The 19,518-nt window shown below is 54.7% G+C and carries 19 protein-coding genes; 5 read left to right on the forward strand and 14 right to left on the reverse strand.

The window, feature by feature from the left end; genetic code table 11:
- Positions 1–37: 37 nt before the first annotated feature.
- On the reverse strand, positions 38–673 hold the full coding sequence (locus AAYN39_RS08685; protein WP_001638995.1) for an NAD(P)H-binding protein: 636 nt from the start codon (positions 671–673) through the stop codon (positions 38–40).
- A gap of 130 nt (positions 674–803) precedes the next feature.
- Between AAYN39_RS08685 and yhbO the strand changes: the two genes are divergently transcribed.
- Positions 804–1,322: a protein/nucleic acid deglycase gene (gene yhbO / locus AAYN39_RS08690; protein ID WP_000037599.1), complete on the forward strand. Its 519-nt coding sequence runs from the start codon at positions 804–806 to the stop codon at positions 1,320–1,322.
- Here the strand turns inward: yhbO and AAYN39_RS08695 are convergent.
- Positions 1,302–1,745 (reverse strand): YhbP family protein, encoded by a 444-nt coding sequence (locus AAYN39_RS08695; protein ID WP_000380404.1) that lies wholly within the window; start codon positions 1,743–1,745, stop codon positions 1,302–1,304. The genes yhbO and AAYN39_RS08695 overlap by 21 nt on opposite strands.
- Positions 1,746–1,782: 37 nt before the next feature.
- Between AAYN39_RS08695 and AAYN39_RS08700 the strand changes: the two genes are divergently transcribed.
- Complete coding sequence (locus AAYN39_RS08700) at positions 1,783–2,100, forward strand: GIY-YIG nuclease family protein (protein ID WP_000928379.1); 318 nt, start codon at positions 1,783–1,785, stop codon at positions 2,098–2,100.
- Here the strand turns inward: AAYN39_RS08700 and AAYN39_RS08705 are convergent.
- Entirely contained in the window at positions 2,087–2,590 is a 504-nt protein-coding gene (locus AAYN39_RS08705) for an N-acetyltransferase (protein ID WP_000908562.1), read from the reverse strand. The genes AAYN39_RS08700 and AAYN39_RS08705 overlap by 14 nt on opposite strands.
- On the reverse strand, positions 2,584–3,108 hold the full coding sequence (locus AAYN39_RS08710; RefSeq protein WP_000884720.1) for an SCP2 domain-containing protein: 525 nt from the start codon (positions 3,106–3,108) through the stop codon (positions 2,584–2,586). Before AAYN39_RS08710 ends, AAYN39_RS08705 begins: the two co-directional genes overlap by 7 nt.
- 216 nt (positions 3,109–3,324) lie before the next feature.
- Here AAYN39_RS08710 and AAYN39_RS08715 point away from each other — a divergent pair, with 216 nt between their 5' ends.
- From AAYN39_RS08715 to AAYN39_RS08725, 3 genes are all read left to right on the forward strand, one after another.
- A complete protein-coding gene (locus tag AAYN39_RS08715; protein WP_000421309.1) occupies positions 3,325–4,320 on the forward strand; it encodes a peptidase U32 family protein in 996 nt (331 codons plus the stop codon).
- Positions 4,311–5,207 carry a U32 family peptidase gene (locus AAYN39_RS08720; protein WP_077905076.1) on the forward strand — a complete coding sequence of 299 codons (897 nt, stop codon included), beginning with the start codon at positions 4,311–4,313 and terminating at the stop codon, positions 5,205–5,207. Before AAYN39_RS08715 ends, AAYN39_RS08720 begins: the two co-directional genes overlap by 10 nt.
- Positions 5,208–5,384: 177 nt before the next feature.
- Positions 5,385–6,392 (forward strand): LLM class flavin-dependent oxidoreductase, encoded by a 1,008-nt coding sequence (locus tag AAYN39_RS08725; protein WP_000130428.1) that lies wholly within the window; start codon positions 5,385–5,387, stop codon positions 6,390–6,392.
- Between the two features lie 90 nt (positions 6,393–6,482).
- Here AAYN39_RS08725 and mtr read toward each other — a convergent pair whose 3' ends face one another.
- From mtr to nusA, 10 genes are all read right to left on the reverse strand, one after another.
- Positions 6,483–7,727: a tryptophan permease gene (gene mtr, locus AAYN39_RS08730; protein WP_000224390.1), complete on the reverse strand. Its 1,245-nt coding sequence runs from the start codon at positions 7,725–7,727 to the stop codon at positions 6,483–6,485.
- Positions 7,728–7,880: 153 nt separating this feature from the next.
- Positions 7,881–9,770, reverse strand: coding sequence for an ATP-dependent RNA helicase DeaD (deaD, locus tag AAYN39_RS08735; RefSeq protein ID WP_000807240.1), 1,890 nt, complete (start codon positions 9,768–9,770; stop codon positions 7,881–7,883).
- Positions 9,763–9,843, reverse strand: coding sequence for a protein YrbN (yrbN, locus tag AAYN39_RS08740; protein WP_010723222.1), 81 nt, complete (start codon positions 9,841–9,843; stop codon positions 9,763–9,765). Before yrbN ends, deaD begins: the two co-directional genes overlap by 8 nt.
- A gap of 105 nt (positions 9,844–9,948) precedes the next feature.
- Complete coding sequence (nlpI, locus tag AAYN39_RS08745; RefSeq protein ID WP_000802069.1) at positions 9,949–10,833, reverse strand: lipoprotein NlpI; 885 nt, start codon at positions 10,831–10,833, stop codon at positions 9,949–9,951.
- A 109-nt stretch (positions 10,834–10,942) separates the two neighbouring features.
- Positions 10,943–13,078, reverse strand: a complete 2,136-nt coding sequence (pnp, locus tag AAYN39_RS08750; RefSeq protein WP_010989243.1) for a polyribonucleotide nucleotidyltransferase — start codon at positions 13,076–13,078, stop codon at positions 10,943–10,945.
- A gap of 241 nt (positions 13,079–13,319) precedes the next feature.
- On the reverse strand, positions 13,320–13,589 hold the full coding sequence (gene rpsO / locus AAYN39_RS08755; protein ID WP_000059465.1) for a 30S ribosomal protein S15: 270 nt from the start codon (positions 13,587–13,589) through the stop codon (positions 13,320–13,322).
- A 150-nt stretch (positions 13,590–13,739) separates the two neighbouring features.
- Positions 13,740–14,684, reverse strand: a complete 945-nt coding sequence (gene truB / locus AAYN39_RS08760; RefSeq protein ID WP_000089682.1) for a tRNA pseudouridine(55) synthase TruB — start codon at positions 14,682–14,684, stop codon at positions 13,740–13,742.
- Positions 14,684–15,085, reverse strand: coding sequence for a 30S ribosome-binding factor RbfA (gene rbfA / locus AAYN39_RS08765; RefSeq protein WP_001040208.1), 402 nt, complete (start codon positions 15,083–15,085; stop codon positions 14,684–14,686). The genes truB and rbfA overlap by 1 nt, the downstream gene beginning before the upstream one ends.
- Before the next feature lie 220 nt (positions 15,086–15,305).
- The gene (gene infB, locus AAYN39_RS08770) at positions 15,306–17,984 is read right to left on the reverse strand and encodes a translation initiation factor IF-2 (RefSeq protein WP_000131175.1); all 2,679 of its coding nucleotides are present in this window, start codon (positions 17,982–17,984) and stop codon (positions 15,306–15,308) included.
- A gap of 24 nt (positions 17,985–18,008) precedes the next feature.
- Complete coding sequence (nusA, locus tag AAYN39_RS08775) at positions 18,009–19,511, reverse strand: transcription termination factor NusA (protein ID WP_001031036.1); 1,503 nt, start codon at positions 19,509–19,511, stop codon at positions 18,009–18,011.
- Positions 19,512–19,518 lie beyond the last annotated feature (7 nt).

A 19,518-nucleotide genomic window follows, 5' to 3' on the forward strand; every position in this document is an offset into this window, starting at 1 on the left:
TAAATCGCGTCGCCATCCGGTAAATCATCCGGCTTCGCTACCCCGCTTTTTCCCGCAGTTGCGATGAGGTCAGAATCGTCACGCCTTCTTGTGCTGGCTCCAGCGCTTCCGCCAGCATGGCCCGCGCCACATCCCGCGCATCGATCGATTTCCAGTTTCCTGGCAGCAGCCGGAATAGCGGAGCGAAAAGCGTTTCATTCACCCGCCGCGTTGTTCTGTCGCCGAGCAGCATAGAAGGCCGGGCAATCGTCAAACGAGGCCAATTTTGCGCGATTAACGCCTCCTCCATTTCTCCTTTCACCCGATTGTAGAAAAACGGAGAGTGCGCGTTTGCTCCCATTGCGCTGACCACCAACATGTGCTGCGCGCCCAGTCGACGCCCGGTCAGCGCGGTATCAACCACCAGCGTATAATCCGCATGAATAAACGCCGCTTTACTTCCCGCTTCACGCCGGGTCGTGCCCAGGCAGCAAAAAACAATATCCACCGGGTCGGTCACCTGAGCTAACGCGTCGGTAAGCTGCGGATCGTGAGGGTTATAAACGCCGACAATATCCGTCAGCGGGCGACGCGTTGGCGCGGCGATCGCGCTCACCTGCGGCGTGTTGATTAACATTCTCAGCAGATGTCCGCCGACCAGTCCGGTCGCGCCGGTAATCAGTACCTGACTCATCCTCGCTCCTTTACAGATTTGTCCACCTTGCACTCTCGGCCCTATCGACCAGGCTTAATAGTCTACGAGGTAAGTATCCATCATTGTGGAAAATTTGCCTTACCCGACGCCACCACTGCGGAGGAAACGCATGAGTAAGAAAATTGCCGTTTTGATTACCGATGAATTTGAAGATTCAGAATTTACCTCGCCGGCTGCAGAATTCCGTCAGGCCGGCCATGAGGTCATCACCATCGAAAAAGAGGCGGGTAAAACGGTGAAAGGAAAAAAAGGCGAGGCCAGCGTCACCATTGATAAGGCTATTGATGACGTTCGTCCCGACGAGTTCGACGCCTTGCTATTGCCGGGAGGTCATTCGCCGGACTACCTGCGCGGCGACAGCCGTTTCGTGGATTTTACCCGCGATTTCGTTAACAGCGGTAAACCGGTTTTTGCCATTTGCCACGGCCCGCAGTTGTTGATCAGCGCCGATGTCATTCGTGGCCGCAAACTCACGGCGGTGAAACCGATTATTATCGATGTGAAGAATGCGGGCGCGGAATTTTACGATCAGGAAGTCGTCGTCGATAAAGATCAGCTGGTGACCAGCCGCACGCCTGACGACCTGCCGGCATTTAACCGCGAGGCGCTACGCCTGCTGGGCGCGTGAGTCACGTAACCAGTGCAGTTTTTTACCAAACCCCAGCGTGTTGTCGGTGAATTTAATTTCATCCAGCCGAATTTCCCATACCGGCGCTGGCAGCACCCTGGCGACCGGGAAGCGACGAAGGTAAGCTTTACGCGCGGCGTCGCTCTCCTGCCCCTCCAGACGGCGAATTTCCCCTTTAAACTGCACGCCGCGAATGCGCGCCACCGTTTTCGGCTGACCATTGACCGTTCCCGCAACTGGCGCGCACGCGCCGGACATTTGCGCATGGCGGGTTTTATCATCCGTTAACAGATACAGCGCGACGTTTTGCGCATCGAACAAATAAAACGCATTGGCGCACCACAGCTCTCCCTCATGGTGTACGCACCAGGTCACCACGTGTTGTTTCGCCAGCCAACGGCCAATAGCGGTAAGTGTGTCCATCTTTATTCTCGCTTATACTGGGAACCTGAAAATTATCATGCTGATGGCGACAATGACACCCTGGTATCTGTATCTGATTCGTACTGCAGACAATGCGCTTTACACCGGAATAACCACCGATGTGGCGCGTCGTTACAGGCAGCATCAAACGGGAAAAGGCGCAAAAGCATTACGGGGAAAAGGCGAGTTAACGCTGGCGTTTGCGGCGCAGGTCGGCGATCGCTCGCTGGCCCTGCGCATAGAGTATCGCATCAAACAGCTCACAAAGCGCCAGAAGGAGCGCCTTGTGACGGAACGCGAAGCGTTTGAGGCGCTGCTGTCCAGCCTGCAAACGCCGGTGCTTAAAAACGATTGAAGTGGTCGTGATACTCCACCAGCCCCGTCACGCCCTCCAGCGCATCCTCAGCCAAACGGTGTACCTGGAAAGCGCTTTCCGTACCGGGCCAACGGCAGTGAAGATCGTAATGTGCGGCCAGTTCAAAACCGAAGCGGCTATATAACGCCGGGTCGCCCAGCGTCACGACCGCCGCGTAGCCGAACTCGTTGAGCGAATCCAGCCCTTCATACACTAACTGGCGCGCCAGCCCTTGCCCGCGATACTTTTCATCGACCGCCAGCGGCGCCATGCCGACCCACTGTAAATCTTCGCCCTGCACATCAACCGGGCTAAAGGCGACATAGCCCACTACCTGGCCTTCATCATCCGTGGCCACCAGTCCGAGCGTCAGAAAACCATCTTCACGCAAATCGTGAACCAGCTTCGCTTCCGCATCGCTTTCGAATGAACGGCGTAACAGCGCATCAATACCAGGCGCATCAATGGGAATTTCTACTCGAATTAGCATGGTTCACCTACCGAGGTCTGTTTGGTTTCCGGCGAGTTTTTCATTCCCGCCTCAACAAAATCCGCCAGTTGCAGCAGCATAATGCGTAACGCTTTCGGCATCTGCTCCAGTTCGATGGCGTCCATCAGATTCTTCACATACAACCCTAACTCAGTATCGCCTTCAATGACCAGTCGACGCTGGAAAAAGAGCGTATCCGGATCCTGTTTACGGGCGGCGATCATTAGCAGATCGCTGGCGTCGGCGCTAAAACTGACGTCAGCATCCGCCTGCTGGCTAACGATCAGCTTTTCATTTTCAACCGTGGTATACCATTTTAAGTCGATGTCACGAACATGAATGCTTAACCAACGACCTTCGAGGAATTCCAGCTCTCCATCGGCCAGCGCCTGACGAAACTGCCAGCTCAGAACCTGTTCCAGAACCTGGCGCTTTAGCGCAAAGGGCGTCAGTTTAACCGGTACACTCATCAGAGACGGGCCAGCATGGACTAAGCGTGAACGCAGTTTATCTAACACGAGCTTTACTCCCTGTTTCAATAGTCCTGTTATTTTGCCATATCCAATAAATCACATGGCGGCGTAAATCAACAATTGGGTCTGATTTTCTACCCCATTATTGGTGTTACCAATACGCCTTTAACTGCCTTAAATCAAAAATTGTCGCAGCAAGGTTAACTAAAATCCCTGTTCGTTAACAATTTTGCGTCGCAGACGTAACCCTCAGGATAAATTATGGAGCTGCTCTGCCCTGCCGGAAATCTCCCGGCGCTGAAGGCGGCCATCGAAAACGGCGCTGACGCCGTTTATATCGGGTTAAAAGACGATACCAATGCCCGTCATTTTGCCGGCCTTAACTTTACCGAAAAAAAATTGCAGGAAGCGGTGAGTTTTGTTCACCAGCATCGCCGCAAATTACACATCGCCATTAATACTTTTGCGCATCCGGACGGCTATGCCCGCTGGCAGCGCGCCGTGGATATGGCGGCGCAGCTTGGCGCCGACGCGCTGATTCTTGCCGACCTCGCTATGCTGGAATATGCCGCAGAGCGTTACCCGCATATTGAGCGCCATGTTTCCGTTCAGGCCTCGGCAACCAACGAAGAAGCGATTCGCTTTTATCACCGCAACTTTGATGTCCACCGTGTAGTACTGCCGCGTGTACTGTCGATTCACCAGGTAAAACAACTGGCCCGCGTCACGCCGGTGCCGCTGGAGGTATTCGCGTTTGGCAGCCTGTGCATTATGGCAGAAGGTCGCTGCTATCTTTCTTCTTACCTGACGGGGGAGTCGCCCAATACCGTCGGCGCCTGCTCTCCCGCCCGCTTTGTCCGTTGGCAGCAAACGCCGCAGGGGCTGGAATCGCGCCTGAATGATGTCCTGATTGACCGTTACCAGGATGGCGAAAACGCAGGCTACCCAACGCTGTGTAAAGGCCGCTATTTAGTGGACGGCGAGCGCTATCACGCGCTGGAGGAGCCAACCAGCCTGAACACGCTGGAACTGCTGCCGGAGCTCATGGCGGCGAACATCGCTTCGGTGAAGATCGAAGGCCGCCAGCGCAGCCCGGCCTACGTCAGCCAGGTGGCGAAAGTGTGGCGCCAGGCGATAGATCGCTGCAAAGCCGCCCCGCAAAACTTCGTTCCACAGCGCGACTGGATGGAGACGCTCGGCGCGATGTCCGAAGGCACTCAAACCACGCTTGGCGCATATCACCGTAAATGGCAGTGAGAGGAGCTATGAAATATTCCTTAGGACCGGTGCTTTATTACTGGCCGAAAGAGACGCTGGAAGATTTTTATCAGCAGGCCGCAAAAAGCAGCGCTGATATCATTTATCTGGGCGAAGCGGTGTGCAGCAAACGTCGCGCGACTAAAGTCGGCGACTGGCTGGAAATGGCGAAATCCCTCGCTGCCAGCGGTAAGCAGGTGGCGCTCTCCACCCTGGCGCTGGTACAGGCGTCATCTGAATTAAGCGAGCTGAAACGCTATGTGGACAACGGCGATTTTCTGCTGGAAGCCAGCGATCTTGGCGTGGTGAATCTGTGCGCCGAGCGCAAACTGCCGTTTGTCGCCGGCCATGCGCTGAATTGCTACAACGCGGTCACGCTGCGCCGGTTGCTGAAAGAAGGCATGGTACGCTGGTGTATGCCGGTGGAGCTCTCCCGCGACTGGCTGGTGAATTTGCTTAATCAGTGCGATGAACTGGGCATCCGCAATCAGTTTGAAGTGGAAGTGTTGAGCTACGGGCATCTGCCGCTGGCCTACTCCGCTCGCTGCTTTACCGCCCGTTCGGAAGACCGCCCGAAAGATGAATGCGAAACCTGCTGTATCAAGTATCCAAACGGTCGTGACGTGCTCTCGCAAGAGAATCAGCAGGTGTTTGTGCTTAACGGTATTCAGACCATGAGCGGCTATGTCTATAACCTTGGCAACGAACTGACGTCGATGCAGGGATTGGTCGATATCGTGCGGCTGTCGCCGTTGGGGACGGAGACATTTGCCATGCTTGATGCCTTTCGCGCTAACGAAAACGGCGGCGCGCCGTTACCGCTTGCCGCCCATAGCGACTGTAACGGCTACTGGAAGCGGCTGGCCGGGCTGGAGCTACAGGCCTAGCCGGATGGCAGCATCAATACCTTATCCGGCCTACAAATAGCGCTCCCGAAGGCCCGATAAGCGCAGCGCCATCGGGCATTGTTTTTGCCATTAGTCTCATAAAGCTCACTTTGTTAACAACATTCGCTAATCTTTAATGCAGTATTAAAAGATTAATCGGTAACAAAGTGAGCCGTTATGACTGACAAAACTATTCCGTTCTCGGTGCTGGATCTGGCGCCGATCCCTGAAGGATCTTCGGCAAAAGAAGCCTTCACGCACTCGCTTGATCTCGCACGGCTGGCTGAAAAGCGTGGCTATCACCGCTACTGGCTGGCGGAACATCACAACATGACCGGTATCGCCAGCGCGGCGACCTCGGTATTGATTGGTTATCTGGCGGCCAATACCACAACATTACATCTTGGCTCCGGCGGCGTGATGCTGCCTAACCATTCACCGCTGGTGATTGCCGAGCAGTTCGGCACGCTGAATACGCTCTACCCGGGACGTATCGACTTAGGATTGGGACGCGCGCCGGGTAGCGATCAGCCGACGATGCGCGCGCTGCGTCGCCATATGAGCGGCGATATCGATAACTTTCCACGCGATGTCGCAGAGCTGGTGGACTGGTTCGACGCTCGCGATCCTAATCCGCATGTGCGCCCGGTGCCCGGCTACGGCGAGAAGATCCCGCTCTGGCTGTTGGGCTCCAGCCTGTATAGCGCGCAACTGGCGGCCCAGCTTGGCCTGCCGTTCGCCTTTGCTTCGCATTTCACGCCGGATATGTTGTTCCAGGCGCTGCATCTGTACCGTACTCAGTTCAAACCTTCAGCGCGGCTGGAAAAACCGTACGCGATGGTGTGTATCAATATTATCGCCGCCGACAGCAACCGCGACGCCGAATTCCTGTTTACCTCCATGCAGCAGGCTTTTGTGAAGCTACGCCGTGGAGAAACCGGCCAACTGCCGCCGCCGATTGAGAATATGGAAACCTTCTGGTCGCCATCCGAGCAGTATGGCGTGCAGCAGGCGCTGAGTATGTCGCTGGTCGGCGATAAAGCGAAAGTCCGCCACGGGCTGGTGTCCATTCTGCGGGAAACCCAGGCGGATGAAATTATGGTAAACGGGCAGATTTTCGACCACCAGGCACGCCTGCATTCGTTTGATTTAGCGATGGATGTGAAGCAGGAATTGTTGGGGTAGCGCATTGTTTTGCCCGGTGGCGCTTCGCTTACCGGGCCTACAGCATCAAGTAGGCCGGATAAGGTGCAACCGCCATCCGGCACAATAACGTTACTGGTACACCGGCAGCAAATTAAAGCTCGACAGAATATGGATAACCGCGTTGCCGACACCGAAGACCAGAATCAGGGCAATCATCGGTTTACCGCCCCAGACGCGAAATTTTGGGCTGCCGAAACGTTCGCGAGATTTGCGCGCCAACAGCGCAGGCACAATGGCCGCCCAGATAGTTGCAGCTAAACCTGCATAGCCAATGGCGTACAGAAAACCGTTCGGGTACAGCAGGCCACCAATCATCGGCGGCAGGAAAGTCAGCAGCGCCGTTTTAAAACGTCCCATTGCCGAGTCATCAAAACCAAACAGATCCGCCAGATAGTCAAACAGCCCCAGCGTCACGCCAAGGAAGGAACTGGCGACCGCAAAGTTAGAGAACACCACCAGCAGCAGATCCAGGCTGCGGCTGTTCAGCACGCCGCTCAACGCCTGTACCAGCACATCAATATTGCCGCCTTTCTGCGCAATGCCGATAAATTCCGGACGTGGGATGTTGCCCATCGTCCCCAGCAGCCAGACGGAATAGAGCGCCAGCGCCAGTAACGTCCCATAAATCAGGCATTTCACGATGGTGCGCGGATCTTTGCCGTAATATTTCATCAGGCTCGGTACGTTACCGTGATAACCAAAAGAGGCCAGACAAAATGGCAGCGTCATCAGCAGGTACGGCGTATATGACGCGTGGCTTTCAGCCACGTTAAACAACGTGGTCGGCTGAACGTGCCCTAACAGGCTGCCGAAGGTCAGGAAGAAAGTAATCACTTTCGCGCCCAGCACAATCGCCGTCATCCGGCTGACCGCCTTCGTACTCAGCCACACGACAAACGCCACCAGCAGCGCAAAGGCAAAACCTGCCGCTCGCGCCGGAACGTTCAGCGACATCTCAGCAAAGGTATGATGCAGAATTGAGCCGCTCGCCGAGATATAGGCGTAAGTCAGGATGTAGAGCACAAAGGCAATAGAGATGCCATTTACCACGTTCCAGCCTTTCCCCAACAGATCTTTGGTGATGGTGTCGAAACTCGAACCAATGCGGTAGTTAAGGTTAGCTTCGAGGATCATCAGCCCGGAGTGCAGCATACAAAACCAGGTAAAGACCAGCGCCGCCATCGACCAGAAGAACCACGCCCCGGACATGACCACCGGCAGGGAGAACATCCCCGCGCCAATGATGGTGCCGCCGATAATCACCACGCCGCCAAGCAGCGAAGGTGACGTTTGGGTGGTGGTAAGTGTTGCCATTCAGCTCTCTCTCCAGTCATTTATAGTGTGACTATCTCTCAATACGTTGCACTGTACCAGTACACGAGTACAAAAGAAATAAAAAAAGCCCCGATTGTGACGATCGGGGCTGTATATTTTACTTTACGCTGTGAATGCGCAGGTCAGCGTGAGTTACGCATCACCGCCGAAACGACGGCGACCGGTAGAGTCATCACGACGCGGACCACGGCTTTCACGACGTTCGCCGCTGAAGCGACGACCATCACCACGACCACCTTCACGACGTTCGCCGCTGAAATTACGACCGCCTTCACGACGTTCGCCACTGAAGCTACGACCACCGCCGCGACGTTCGCCGCCCGCGTGCGGAACCGCATCACCCAACAGCTGCATATTCATCGGCTTGTTCAGAATGCGAGTACGCGTGAAGTGCTGGAGCACTTCGCCCGGCATACCTTTCGGCAGCTCGATGGTGGAGTGAGACGCGAACAGCTTAATGTTACCAATGTAACGGCTGCTAATGTCGCCTTCGTTAGCGATAGCGCCCACGATATGACGAACTTCAACGCCGTCATCACGGCCCACTTCAATGCGGTATAACTGCATATCGCCAACGTCACGACGTTCACGACGCGGACGTTCTTCACGATCGCCACGCGGGCCACGGTCATTACGATCGCGCGGACCACGGTCGTCACGGTCACGGAATTCACGCTTAGGACGCATCGGCGCATCCGGCGGCAGAATCAGCGGACGCTCGCCCTGCGCCATTTTCAGCAGTGCGGCGGCCAGCGTTTCGAGATCCAGCTCTTCACCTTCGGCAGACGGCTGGATTTTCGCCAGCAGCGCACGGTACTGATCCAGATCGCTGCTTTCCAGTTGCTGCTGAACTTTCGCGGCGAATTTTTCCAGACGGCGTTTACCCAGCAGTTCTGCGTTCGGCAGTTCCACTTCTGGAATGGTCAGCTTCATGGTGCGTTCGATGTTGCGCAGCAGACGACGCTCGCGGTTCTCAACGAACAGCAGCGCGCGACCGGCGCGACCCGCACGACCGGTACGACCGATACGGTGAACGTAGGACTCGGAGTCCATCGGAATATCGTAGTTCACCACCAGGCTGATACGTTCAACGTCCAGACCACGTGCCGCAACATCGGTGGCGATCAGGATGTCCAGACGACCATCTTTCAGGCGTTCCAGAGTCTGCTCACGCAGCGCCTGGTTCATATCGCCATTCAACGCGGCGCTGTTGTAGCCGTTACGTTCCAGCGCTTCTGCTACTTCCAGGGTCGCGTTTTTGGTACGTACGAAGATAATCGCCGCATCAAAGTCTTCCGCTTCCAGGAAACGCACCAGTGCTTCGTTTTTACGCATACCCCAGACAGTCCAGTAGCTCTGGCTGATGTCAGGACGGGTAGTCACGCTGGACTGAATGCGCACTTCCTGCGGCTCTTTCATAAAGCGGCGGGTAATGCGACGAATCGCTTCCGGCATGGTGGCGGAGAACAGAGCGGTTTGATGACCTTCCGGGATCTGCGCCATAATAGTTTCAACGTCTTCGATGAAGCCCATACGCAGCATTTCGTCGGCTTCATCCAGCACCAGACCACTCAGTTTAGAGAGGTCGAGGGTGCCGCGTTTTAAGTGATCAAGCAGACGTCCCGGCGTACCGACAACGATCTGCGGCCCCTGACGCAGGGCGCGTAACTGCACGTCATAACGCTGACCGCCGTACAGGGCAACCACGTTTACGCCGCGCATGTGTTTAGAGAAATCCGTCATGGCTTCGGCAACCTGTACCGCCAGTTCGCGGGTTGGCGCCAGCACCAGAATCTGAGGTGCCTTCAGCTCAGGATCAAGATTGTTGAGCAGCGGTAAAGAGAACGCTGCGGTTTTGCCGCTACCGGTCTGGGCCATGCCCAGCACGTCGCGACCGCCCAGCAGATGCGGAATGCACTCTGCCTGGATTGGAGATGGTTTTTCGTAACCCAGATCGGTAAGGGCTTCAAGGATAGGAGCCTTCAGCCCCAGATCTGCAAAAGTGGTTTCGAATTCAGCCATGTAGTACGTGTGCCTCAAAATTAATGGCGGCCAGTCTACATAACTCATCATGAAATTGATCTGCAATTTTCATTGAAAAGTGTGAACCGGCTCAAAGTAGGTGTATTAACGAACAACAACGCCCTCACCCGCGAAGGTGATGGCAATCAAAAAGATTACGGGCTGATATGTTCGTCAGCTATTGCTGGTCCGATTCTGCCAGGTCATCTTGGTCCTGGCCCAGGAGCGATAATTCCAACAATGCGTATCGGTGCTCAACAAAGTTATGAACGTTGTTGGCCACCGCCAGTTTGAACAGAGCCGTGGCGCTGTCCAAATCCCCCAGACTTAGGTAATACTTACCTAAATAGAAGTTGGTTTCACTGAGATGCTCAGCGAGCGAGGTGTTATCCGTTGCGTCCGCCTTGAGCCTTTCCATCAGCGTTGCTTCGCTAATGTCGCCCAGGTAGAACTCGACAATGTTCCATCCCCATTGCTCTTTATCCGATTTTTCGAAGCGTGCTTTTAACGCTTCTTTCGCCTGCTTCTCATTAAGCTTCTGCTCAACAAGATACAGCCACAGGCTGCGGTAAGGATCATTGGGATCGTCTTGATAAAACGCCAGCAGATCATCTTGCGCTAACTTATCACGGCCGCCGTAATACAATGCGATACCGCGGTTTAAGTGCGCGTAGTTGTAAGTTGGATCAAGCTCTAGTACAGAATCAAACGCTTCATAGGCAGCATCAAAATTGCCTGCCTGCGTTAAATAAATGCCTAAGTAATTGAATACTTCAGGCATATCCGGTCTGATTGCCAGCGCTTGTGAAAAATCATTTCGCGCTAATGCCCTCAAACCAAGACTATCATACAACACTCCGCGCTCATATAAAAGCTGTGCGCGTTCGTCATCGGTTAAAGCCCGACTGGCAAGAATCTGTTCCATACGCGCCAGAATCACTTCCTGCTGTAAAGTCGGTTGCAATGGTACTGCGAGGACTTCACTTTTACGCCAGGCGGAATTACTGCATCCTGCAAGCGTAAGTGCTGTCGCAACGAAACACCAGCGCAAAAAAGGCTTCATTTCCCACTCCCGAAGACAACGATTGAATGAACGTCCTGTTCCCCGGTGGCTCAACAAGGCGTCCAGCCAGGTCTAAAGCCCCCCGCACTGCGGAGGGCAAAAGGCTACCTTACTCGGCCTGTTCGCTCGCCGGAGCTTCCGGCGCAGCCGCAGGTTGAGACTGCTCGGTTGCTTCTTTAATGCTCAGACGTACACGGCCCTGGCGGTCAACTTCCAGAACCTTAACCGGGACTTCCTGACCCATCTGCAGATAATCGGTCACTTTCTCTACACGCTTATCCGCGATTTGAGAGATGTGAACCAGACCTTCTTTACCGCCGCCGATGGCAACAAACGCGCCAAAGTCAACGATACGGGTCACTTTACTATTGTAGATACGGCCGACTTCGATCTCTGCGGTGATCTCTTCGATACGACGGATAGCGTATTTCGCTTTTTCACCGTCGGTCGCCGCGATCTTCACAGTACCGTCATCTTCAATTTCGATGGTGGTGCCGGTCTCTTCAGTCAGCGCGCGGATCACAGAACCGCCTTTACCGATCACGTCTTTGATCTTGTCCGTGCTGATCTTGATGGTATGGATACGCGGCGCAAATTCAGAGATATCGCCGCGCGGCGCGTTGATCGCCTGTTCCATCACGCCCAGGATGTGCAGACGCGCACCTTTAGCCTGGTTCAACGCAACCTGCATGATCTCTTTGGTGATACCTTCAATTTTGATATCCATCTGCAGCGCAGAGATACCGTCGCGGGAACCCGCCACTTTGAAGTCCATATCGCCCAGGTGATCTTCGTCGCCCAGAATGTCAGACAGTACAACGTAGTTGTCGCCTTCTTTCACCAGACCCATAGCGATACCTGCTACGGCGGCTTTAATTGGCACGCCAGCGTCCATCAGCGCCAGAGAAGCGCCGCACACGGAAGCCATAGAAGAAGAACCGTTGGATTCGGTGATTTCAGACACCACGCGAACGGTGTACGGGAATTTATCCATGTCCGGCATCACTGCCAGCACGCCGCGCTTCGCCAGACGACCGTGACCAATTTCACGACGCTTCGGAGAACCGACCATGCCGGTTTCGCCTACGGAGTACGGAGGGAAGTTGTAGTGGAACAGGAAGCTGTCAGTGCGCTCGCCCATCAGTTCATCAAGCACCTGCGCGTCACGGGCAGTACCCAGAGTCGCGGTAACCAGCGCCTGCGTTTCACCACGGGTAAACAGAGCGGAACCGTGAGTTCGCGGCAGTACGCCAGTGCGCACGTCCAGACCACGGATCATGTCTTTTTCACGGCCATCAATACGCGGCTCGCCTGCCAGTACGCGGCTACGTACCACGTTTTTCTCGATGGCGTGCAGGATTTCACCCAGCTCGTTAGCATCCAGAGTTTCATCTTCTGCAATAAGCTGCTCGATGGTTTCGGATTTGATTACGTCAACCTGAGCATAGCGCTCTTGTTTATCGGTGATGCGGTACGCGTCGCTCAGACGAGATTCAGCCAGCGCAGCAACACGCGCGTTCAACGCGTCGTTGACGGCTTCCGGCTGCCAGTCCCAACGCGGTTTACCGGCTTCTTTCACCAGATCGTTGATCGCCTGGATAACAACCTGCTGCTGCTCGTGACCGAATACCACCGCGCCCAGCATAGTGTCTTCGCTCAGCAGTTCAGCTTCGGATTCCACCATCAGCACAGCCGCTTCGGTACCGGCAACCACCAGGTCCAGCTTGCTTTCTTTCAGCTCGTCCTGGGTCGGGTTCAGTACGTACTGGTCATTGATGTAACCTACGCGCGCCGCGCCGATTGGGCCGTTGAACGGAATGCCGGACAGCGACAGCGCAGCGGATGCGCCGATCATCGCCACGATATCCGGGTTAACCTGCGGGTTAACGGAAACGACGGTCGCAATAACCTGCACTTCGTTAACGAAACCTTCCGGGAACAGCGGACGAACCGGGCGGTCAATCAGACGCGCGATCAGGGTTTCGCCTTCGCTTGGACGGCCTTCACGACGGAAGAAGCTGCCCGGGATACGACCAGCAGCGTAGGTACGCTCCTGATAGTTAACGGTCAGTGGGAAGAAGTCCTGGCCTGGCTTGGCTTTTTTCTGGCCGACAACGGTAACGAATACGGCGGTGTCATCCATGCTTACCATAACAGCGGCAGTGGCCTGACGCGCCATCATGCCAGTTTCCAGCGTAACGGTATGCTGGCCGTACTGGAATTCACGAACGATCGGATTAAGCAAAATAATATCCTTTCCAATTTTTGACGGCACAATACGCGCCGTCGTTAATACCCGATCTTCTGCGCATCCTCGCGACTAATGACAACCCTAACCCTGATATGGGTAAAGCCTCTCATTAGCCGCGCGAACCTCTGCAACGGAAGATCATTCATAGCAACAATACATTAGTTTCCAGCGAATTGCTGCCATCTGCTGGAAAAAAGGGGCCATGAAGGCCCCCTCTTTCTGAAACTCGAAAGAATTAGCGACGCAGACCCAGACGCTCAATCAGCGCGGTGTAGCGTGCAACATCTTTACGTTTCAGGTAGTCGAGCAGTTTACGACGCTGAGAAACCATACGCAGCAGACCACGACGGCTGTGGTGATCTTTTTTATGCTCTGCAAAGTGACCCTGCAGGTGGTTAATCTGTGCAGTCAACAGAGCAACCTGAACATCGGTAGAACCGGTGTCGTTTGCGTCACGACCGAACTCAGAAACGATTTTAGCTGTAGCTTCAGTACTTAGAGACATTTTAAAACTCCAAAGTATTTAAGAATGAGAGGACGCCGATCTCTAATTCAGCGATCCCAGTGTACGCCGCGTAAACTGTTAAATAATTTACGCGACGTTAAGCGGCGGTATTCTACTCGCAGCGCTCTCTTATCGCAAGACGAAGCGACATTACGCCGGGTACTCTACTACCAGCCGACGAGGCGCGACACGGCCTTCGTCGTCAATTTCGCCCATACCGATAAATTTATCGTCTTCACCTTCCGTCACACGAACCAGTCCCTTCAACGGCGCGCCCGTGGTACGAACCGGGTTGCCATTTTTGAAGTATACCGAAGATGTTAACGGCAGATTAACAACAGGATAGTCCGAAGCCGGACTATCCATTGGCATCAATAATGGATCGAGCAACTGCGCCGCCGGAACGCCCTGCTGTTCCGCCTGTGCTACCAGCGTCTGCAAGTGCTCCAGCGTCACCATACGATCCACCGGATACTTGCTGACCGTCAGACGACGCAGGTACGTTACGTGCGCGCCACAGCCCAGTTTCTCACCTAAATCATCAATAATAGTGCGAATATAGGTGCCTTTGGAGCAATGAACTTCCAGCTCCAGCTCGTTACCTTCATGGCGAATAAACAGCAGCTCATAGACGGTAATCGGGCGGGCTTCGCGCGGCACTTCGATACCCTGGCGGGCATATTCGTACAGCTTCCTGCCCTGATACTTCAGCGCCGAATACATCGAGGGAATCTGTTCGATATCCCCACGAAAGGTCTCCAGCGCGCTCGCAAGCTGCTCAGCGCTGAAAGTCACCGGACGCTCCTGCACGATTTGACCATCGGCGTCAGAGGTATCTGTGCGCTGCCCCAGACGGGCAATAACACGATAGCGTTTGTCAGAATCCAGCAAGTACTGCGAAAATTTTGTCGCTTCGCCGAGGCAAATCGGCAACATGCCGGTCGCCAGCGGGTCCAGCGCGCCGGTATGCCCGGCGCGGTTGGCATTGTAGATGCGCTTAACTTTCTGCAGCACGTCATTGCTGGACATACCCTGCGGCTTATCCAGCAACAGAACGCCGTGAATGTCGCGGCCACGACGACGAGGACGACTCATCAGTCCTCCTTGCTGTCGTCCGGGTTCACACGACGTTCTTCGTCATGTTTCACCACGTTAGTCACCAGGTTGGACATACGCATCCCTTCCACCAGCGAGTTATCGTAGAAGAAGGTTAGTTCCGGCACGATGCGCAGACGCATCGCTTTACCCAGCAAGCTGCGGATGAAACCAGACGCTTCCTGCAGGGCCTTAATGCCGTTTTTCACAGCCGCTTCGTCCTGATCGTTGAGGAACGTCACGAATACTTTGGCGTATGCCAGATCGCGGGACATTTCAACACCCGATACGGTGGTCATCATACCTACACGTGGATCTTTGATTTCGCGTTGCAGGATGAGCGCGATCTCTTTCTGCATCTCTTGCGCTACGCGCTGCGGGCGACCAAATTCTTTCGCCATAATAAATTCTCCAGAATAAAGACAAAAAAGGGGCCATAAGCCCCTTTTTAAATTTCTTGCCGGGTGGCGCTTCGCTTACCCGGCCTACGCCTAATCATCTTCTAAGGATTTTGGATTGCAACAAGGCGGCAAGCTCGTAAATCCCCGGGAGCATAGATAACTATGTGACCGGGGTGAGCGAGCGCAGCCAACGCCGTTGCGGCCCAAAAGACGACGAAGATTAAGCGATGGTACGTTGGATCTCGATAATCTCGAACACTTCAATCATATCGCCAACGCGAACGTCGTTGTAGTTCTTCACGCCGATACCACATTCCATGCCGTTACGGACTTCGTTAACGTCATCTTTGAAGCGGCGCAGGGATTCCAGCTCGCCTTCATAGATAACCACGTTGTCGCGCAGTACGCGGATTGGATTATGGCGTTTAATTGTACCTTCGGTAACCATACAGCCCGCGATCGCGCCGAATTTCGGCGATTTGAACACATCGCGCACTTCAGCCAGACCGATGATCTGCTGTTTCAGTTCCGGAGACAGCATGCCGCTCATCGCCGCTTTCACTTCGTCGATCAAGTTATAGATGACGGAGTAGTAACGCAGATCCAGACTTTCGGATTCAATCACTTTACGCGCAGAAGCATCAGCACGAACGTTGAAGCCCACCAGAATCGCGTTGGACGCCGCAGCCAGGGTCGCGTCGGTTTCGGTGATACCACCTACGCCAGAACCGATGATCTTCACTTTCACTTCGTCGGTAGACAGTTTCAGCAAGGAGTCGGAGATCGCTTCCACGGAACCCTGTACGTCAGCCTTCAGCACGATGTTCACTTCGTGAACTTCGCCTTCGGTCATGTTGACGAACATGTTCTCGAGTTTAGATTTCTGCTGACGAGCCAGTTTAACTTCACGGAATTTACCCTGACGATACAGAGCAACTTCACGCGCTTTCTTCTCGTCGCGAACCACGGTCACTTCGTCACCGGCAGCCGGAACGCCGGACAGGCCGAGGATTTCCACCGGAATGGACGGACCCGCTTCCAGCACTTCCTGACCCAGTTCGTTACGCATCGCACGCACGCGGCCGTATTCGAAGCCACACAGCACGATATCGCCCTTATGCAGCGTACCTTCGCGTACCAGAACGGTAGCCACCGGACCACGACCTTTATCCAGGAAGGATTCGATCACCGCGCCGCTCGCCATACCTTTACGAACCGCTTTCAGTTCCAGAACTTCGGCCTGCAGCAGGATAGCGTCAAGCAGTTCGTCGATACCGGTGCCCGCTTTCGCAGACACGTGAACGAACTGGCTCTCGCCGCCCCACTCTTCCGGCAGAATGCCGTACTGGGACAGTTCGTTCTTCACACGATCCGGATCCGCTTCCGGCTTATCGATTTTGTTCACCGCAACCACGACCGGCACACCTGCCGCTTTCGCGTGCTGGATAGCTTCGATAGTCTGCGGCATCACGCCGTCGTCTGCTGCAACAACCAGAACCACGATATCCGTTGCCTGAGCACCACGAGCACGCATGGAGGTAAACGCGGCGTGGCCCGGGGTGTCCAGGAAGGTGATCATCCCGTTGTCAGTTTCAACGTGGTAAGCACCGATGTGCTGGGTAATGCCACCCGCTTCGCCAGAGGCCACTTTCGTGGAACGAATGTAGTCCAGCAGAGAGGTTTTACCGTGGTCAACGTGGCCCATGATGGTCACAACCGGTGCGCGCGGTTCAGCCGCAGCGCCGGTATCACGGTCGCTCATTACCGCTTCTTCCAGTTCGTTTTCACGACGCAGGATAACTTTGTGGCCCATCTCTTCGGCAACCAGCTGTGCGGTTTCCTGGTCGATGACCTGGTTGATGGTGGCCATGGCGCCCAGCTTCATCATCGCTTTGATGACCTGAGAACCTTTCACCGCCATCTTGTTCGCCAGTTCGCCGACGGTGATGGTTTCACCGATCACCACGTCACGGTTAACGGCCTGAGCGGGCTTCTGGAAGCCTTGCTGTAAAGAAGACCCTTTACGCTTGCCGCCTTTACCGCCGCGAACCGCAGCACGCGCTTCTTCGCGATCGGCTTTGGATTCGGCATGTTTGCCTTTTTTCGCCGGACGCGCCGCTTTTGCATTACGGCCACGACCACGACCACCTTCTACTTCACGATCGTTTTCGTCTTCGGCCTGGCGCGCGTGCTGAGAAGTGGTGACATGATAGTCACTGGTGTCTTCTACTGGCTCAGGCGTTGCGGTCCATTTGTTTTCTTCCGCCATGCGGCGAGCTTCTTCTGCTACACGACGCGCTTCTTCTTCGAGTTTGCGACGTGCTTCTTCTTCCGCTTTACGCTTCAGCTCTGCAGCTTCATTCTCACGGCGGGCTTTTTCGGCCTGGGCGGTTTTGGTCATATCGTCAGTCTGTTGATTGCTCACTTTGTCTTTTTCCGCAGCTTCACGTTTCGCTTTTTCAGCGGCTTCACGCTTAGCTTGTTCTGCGGCCTCGCGTTCAGCTTTTTGTTGCGCCTCGCGTTTGGCCTGTTCTTCTGCCTCACGACGGGCTTGCTCTTCCGCTTCACGCTGCGCCTGCTCTTCCGCGGCCAGGCGTTCAGCCTCTTGCGGATCGCGTTTCACAAAGGTGCGCTTCTTGCGGACTTCGATTTGTACCGATTTACTTTTTCCACCGGTACCAGGAATATTCAGGGTGCTGCGCGTTTTACGCTGCAGCGTCAATTTATCGGGGCCAGAAACCGCTTCGCGGTTCAGGTGCGCCAGTAAAGTCTGTTTTTCTTGTGCGGACACAGAGTCGTCAGCAGATTTCCGGATACCTGCATCAGCAAACTGCTGTACCAGGCGATCCACGGAAACCTGTCTCTCTGCGGCCAGCGCTTTTAGGGTTAAATCTGTCATGCTGTTCCTTCCTGCTACAGTTTATTACGCTTCGTCGCCGAACCAGCAAATATTACGGGCAGCCATAATCAGCTCACCGGCTTTTTCGTCGGTCAACCCTTCGATATCAGCCAGATCATCAATGCCCTGGTCGGCGAGATCTTCCAGCGTACAAACACCACGAGCCGCCAGTTTGAAAGCCATATCGCGATCTAATCCTTCCAGATTCAGCAGATCGTCAGCCGGTTTGTTATCACCTAGGCTTGCTTCCTGGTCCTGCGCCAGAGTGGCCAGTGCGTTTTTAGCACGCTCGCGCAGTGCTTCAACGGTCGGCTCATCAAGGCCGTCAATTTCCAGCAGTTCTTTCATTGGCACATAGGCCAGTTCTTCGAGCGTGGAGAAACCTTCTTCTACCAGAACGGTCGCGAACTCTTCATCAATATCAAGATATTTAGTAAAGATCTCGATAGCGGCATGTGCTTCAGCCTGATGTTTAGCCTGCAAGTCATCAACGGTCATTACGTTGAGTTCCCAGCCGCTCAATTGCGAAGCCAAGTGGACGTTCTGACCATTACGTCCGATCGCCTGCGCCAGATTACCGGCTTCAACGGCGATATCCATGGTATGTTTATCTTCGTCCACCACGATAGACGCGACATCTGCCGGCGCCATCGCATTAATGACGAACTGCGCCGGGTTATCATCCCACAGCACGATATCGATACGCTCACCGCCCAGTTCGGTAGAGACCGCCTGAACGCGCGCGCCGCGCATCCCCACGCAAGCGCCGACCGGATCGATACGCTTATCGTTGGTTTTCACTGCGATTTTCGCACGAGAACCCGGATCGCGAGCCGCCGCTTTAATTTCAATCACTTCTTCGCCGATTTCCGGCACTTCGATGCGGAACAGCTCGATCAGCATTTCCGGCTTGGAACGGGTGACGAACAGCTGCGCGCCACGCGCTTCCGGGCGAACAGCATACAGCACGCCGCGAATACGGTCGCCAGGGCGGAAGTTTTCGCGCGGCAGCATATCTTCACGCAGAATCACCGCTTCAGCGTTACCGGCCATCCCTTCGGATTTAATTTCCAAAGAGATATTGTCGCGGTTCACTTTCTTCACCACGCCAGTGACGATTTCGCCTTCCTGGTCGCGGAACTGATCGACAACCATCGCGCGTTCAGCTTCACGGACTTTCTGCACGATAACCTGTTTCGCAGTCTGCGTGGTGATACGGTCAAAGGTGACAGATTCAATCTGATCTTCAACATAGTCGCCGACATTCAGGCTTTCGTCTTCAAAGCGCGCCGCTTCCAGCGTAATTTCCTTCGTCGGCATGGTCACTTCTTCAACGATCAACCAACGGCGGAAAGTATCAAAATCACCGCTTTTACGATCGATTTCTACACGAACATCGATCTCCTGCTCATATTTTTTCTTTGTTGCTGTCGCCAGCGCACTTTCCAGCGCTTCAAAAATTTTTTCGCGTGGCAGCGCTTTTTCGTTGGAGACGGCTTCAACAACAGCCAAAATTTCTTTGTTCATCGCGGGC

This window comes from Salmonella sp. K21076 (assembly GCF_039650795.1).
Lineage (GTDB): Bacteria > Pseudomonadota > Gammaproteobacteria > Enterobacterales > Enterobacteriaceae > Salmonella > Salmonella enterica.

Excerpts from the sequence above, each read along its gene's own strand:
- AAYN39_RS08725 (WP_000130428.1), top strand. The coding sequence starts at position 5,385 with ATGACTGACAAAACTATTCCGTTCTCGGTGCTGGATCTGGCGCCGATC.
- AAYN39_RS08715 (WP_000421309.1), top strand. The coding sequence starts at position 3,325 with ATGGAGCTGCTCTGCCCTGCCGGAAATCTCCCGGCGCTGAAGGCGGCC.
- yhbO (WP_000037599.1), top strand. The coding sequence starts at position 804 with ATGAGTAAGAAAATTGCCGTTTTGATTACCGATGAATTTGAAGATTCA.
- AAYN39_RS08695 (WP_000380404.1), bottom strand. The coding sequence starts at position 1,745 with ATGGACACACTTACCGCTATTGGCCGTTGGCTGGCGAAACAACACGTG.
- AAYN39_RS08685 (WP_001638995.1), bottom strand. The coding sequence starts at position 673 with ATGAGTCAGGTACTGATTACCGGCGCGACCGGACTGGTCGGCGGACAT.
- infB (WP_000131175.1), bottom strand. The coding sequence starts at position 17,984 with ATGACAGATTTAACCCTAAAAGCGCTGGCCGCAGAGAGACAGGTTTCC.
- rbfA (WP_001040208.1), bottom strand. The coding sequence starts at position 15,085 with ATGGCGAAAGAATTTGGTCGCCCGCAGCGCGTAGCGCAAGAGATGCAG.
- AAYN39_RS08705 (WP_000908562.1), bottom strand. The coding sequence starts at position 2,590 with ATGCTAATTCGAGTAGAAATTCCCATTGATGCGCCTGGTATTGATGCG.
- mtr (WP_000224390.1), bottom strand. The coding sequence starts at position 7,727 with ATGGCAACACTTACCACCACCCAAACGTCACCTTCGCTGCTTGGCGGC.
- AAYN39_RS08700 (WP_000928379.1), top strand. The coding sequence starts at position 1,783 with ATGCTGATGGCGACAATGACACCCTGGTATCTGTATCTGATTCGTACT.
- AAYN39_RS08720 (WP_077905076.1), top strand. The coding sequence starts at position 4,311 with ATGGCAGTGAGAGGAGCTATGAAATATTCCTTAGGACCGGTGCTTTAT.
- deaD (WP_000807240.1), bottom strand. The coding sequence starts at position 9,770 with ATGGCTGAATTCGAAACCACTTTTGCAGATCTGGGGCTGAAGGCTCCT.
- yrbN (WP_010723222.1), bottom strand. The coding sequence starts at position 9,843 with ATGAAAATTGCAGATCAATTTCATGATGAGTTATGTAGACTGGCCGCC.
- rpsO (WP_000059465.1), bottom strand. The coding sequence starts at position 13,589 with ATGTCTCTAAGTACTGAAGCTACAGCTAAAATCGTTTCTGAGTTCGGT.
- nlpI (WP_000802069.1), bottom strand. The coding sequence starts at position 10,833 with ATGAAGCCTTTTTTGCGCTGGTGTTTCGTTGCGACAGCACTTACGCTT.
- truB (WP_000089682.1), bottom strand. The coding sequence starts at position 14,684 with ATGAGTCGTCCTCGTCGTCGTGGCCGCGACATTCACGGCGTTCTGTTG.
- nusA (WP_001031036.1), bottom strand. The coding sequence starts at position 19,511 with ATGAACAAAGAAATTTTGGCTGTTGTTGAAGCCGTCTCCAACGAAAAA.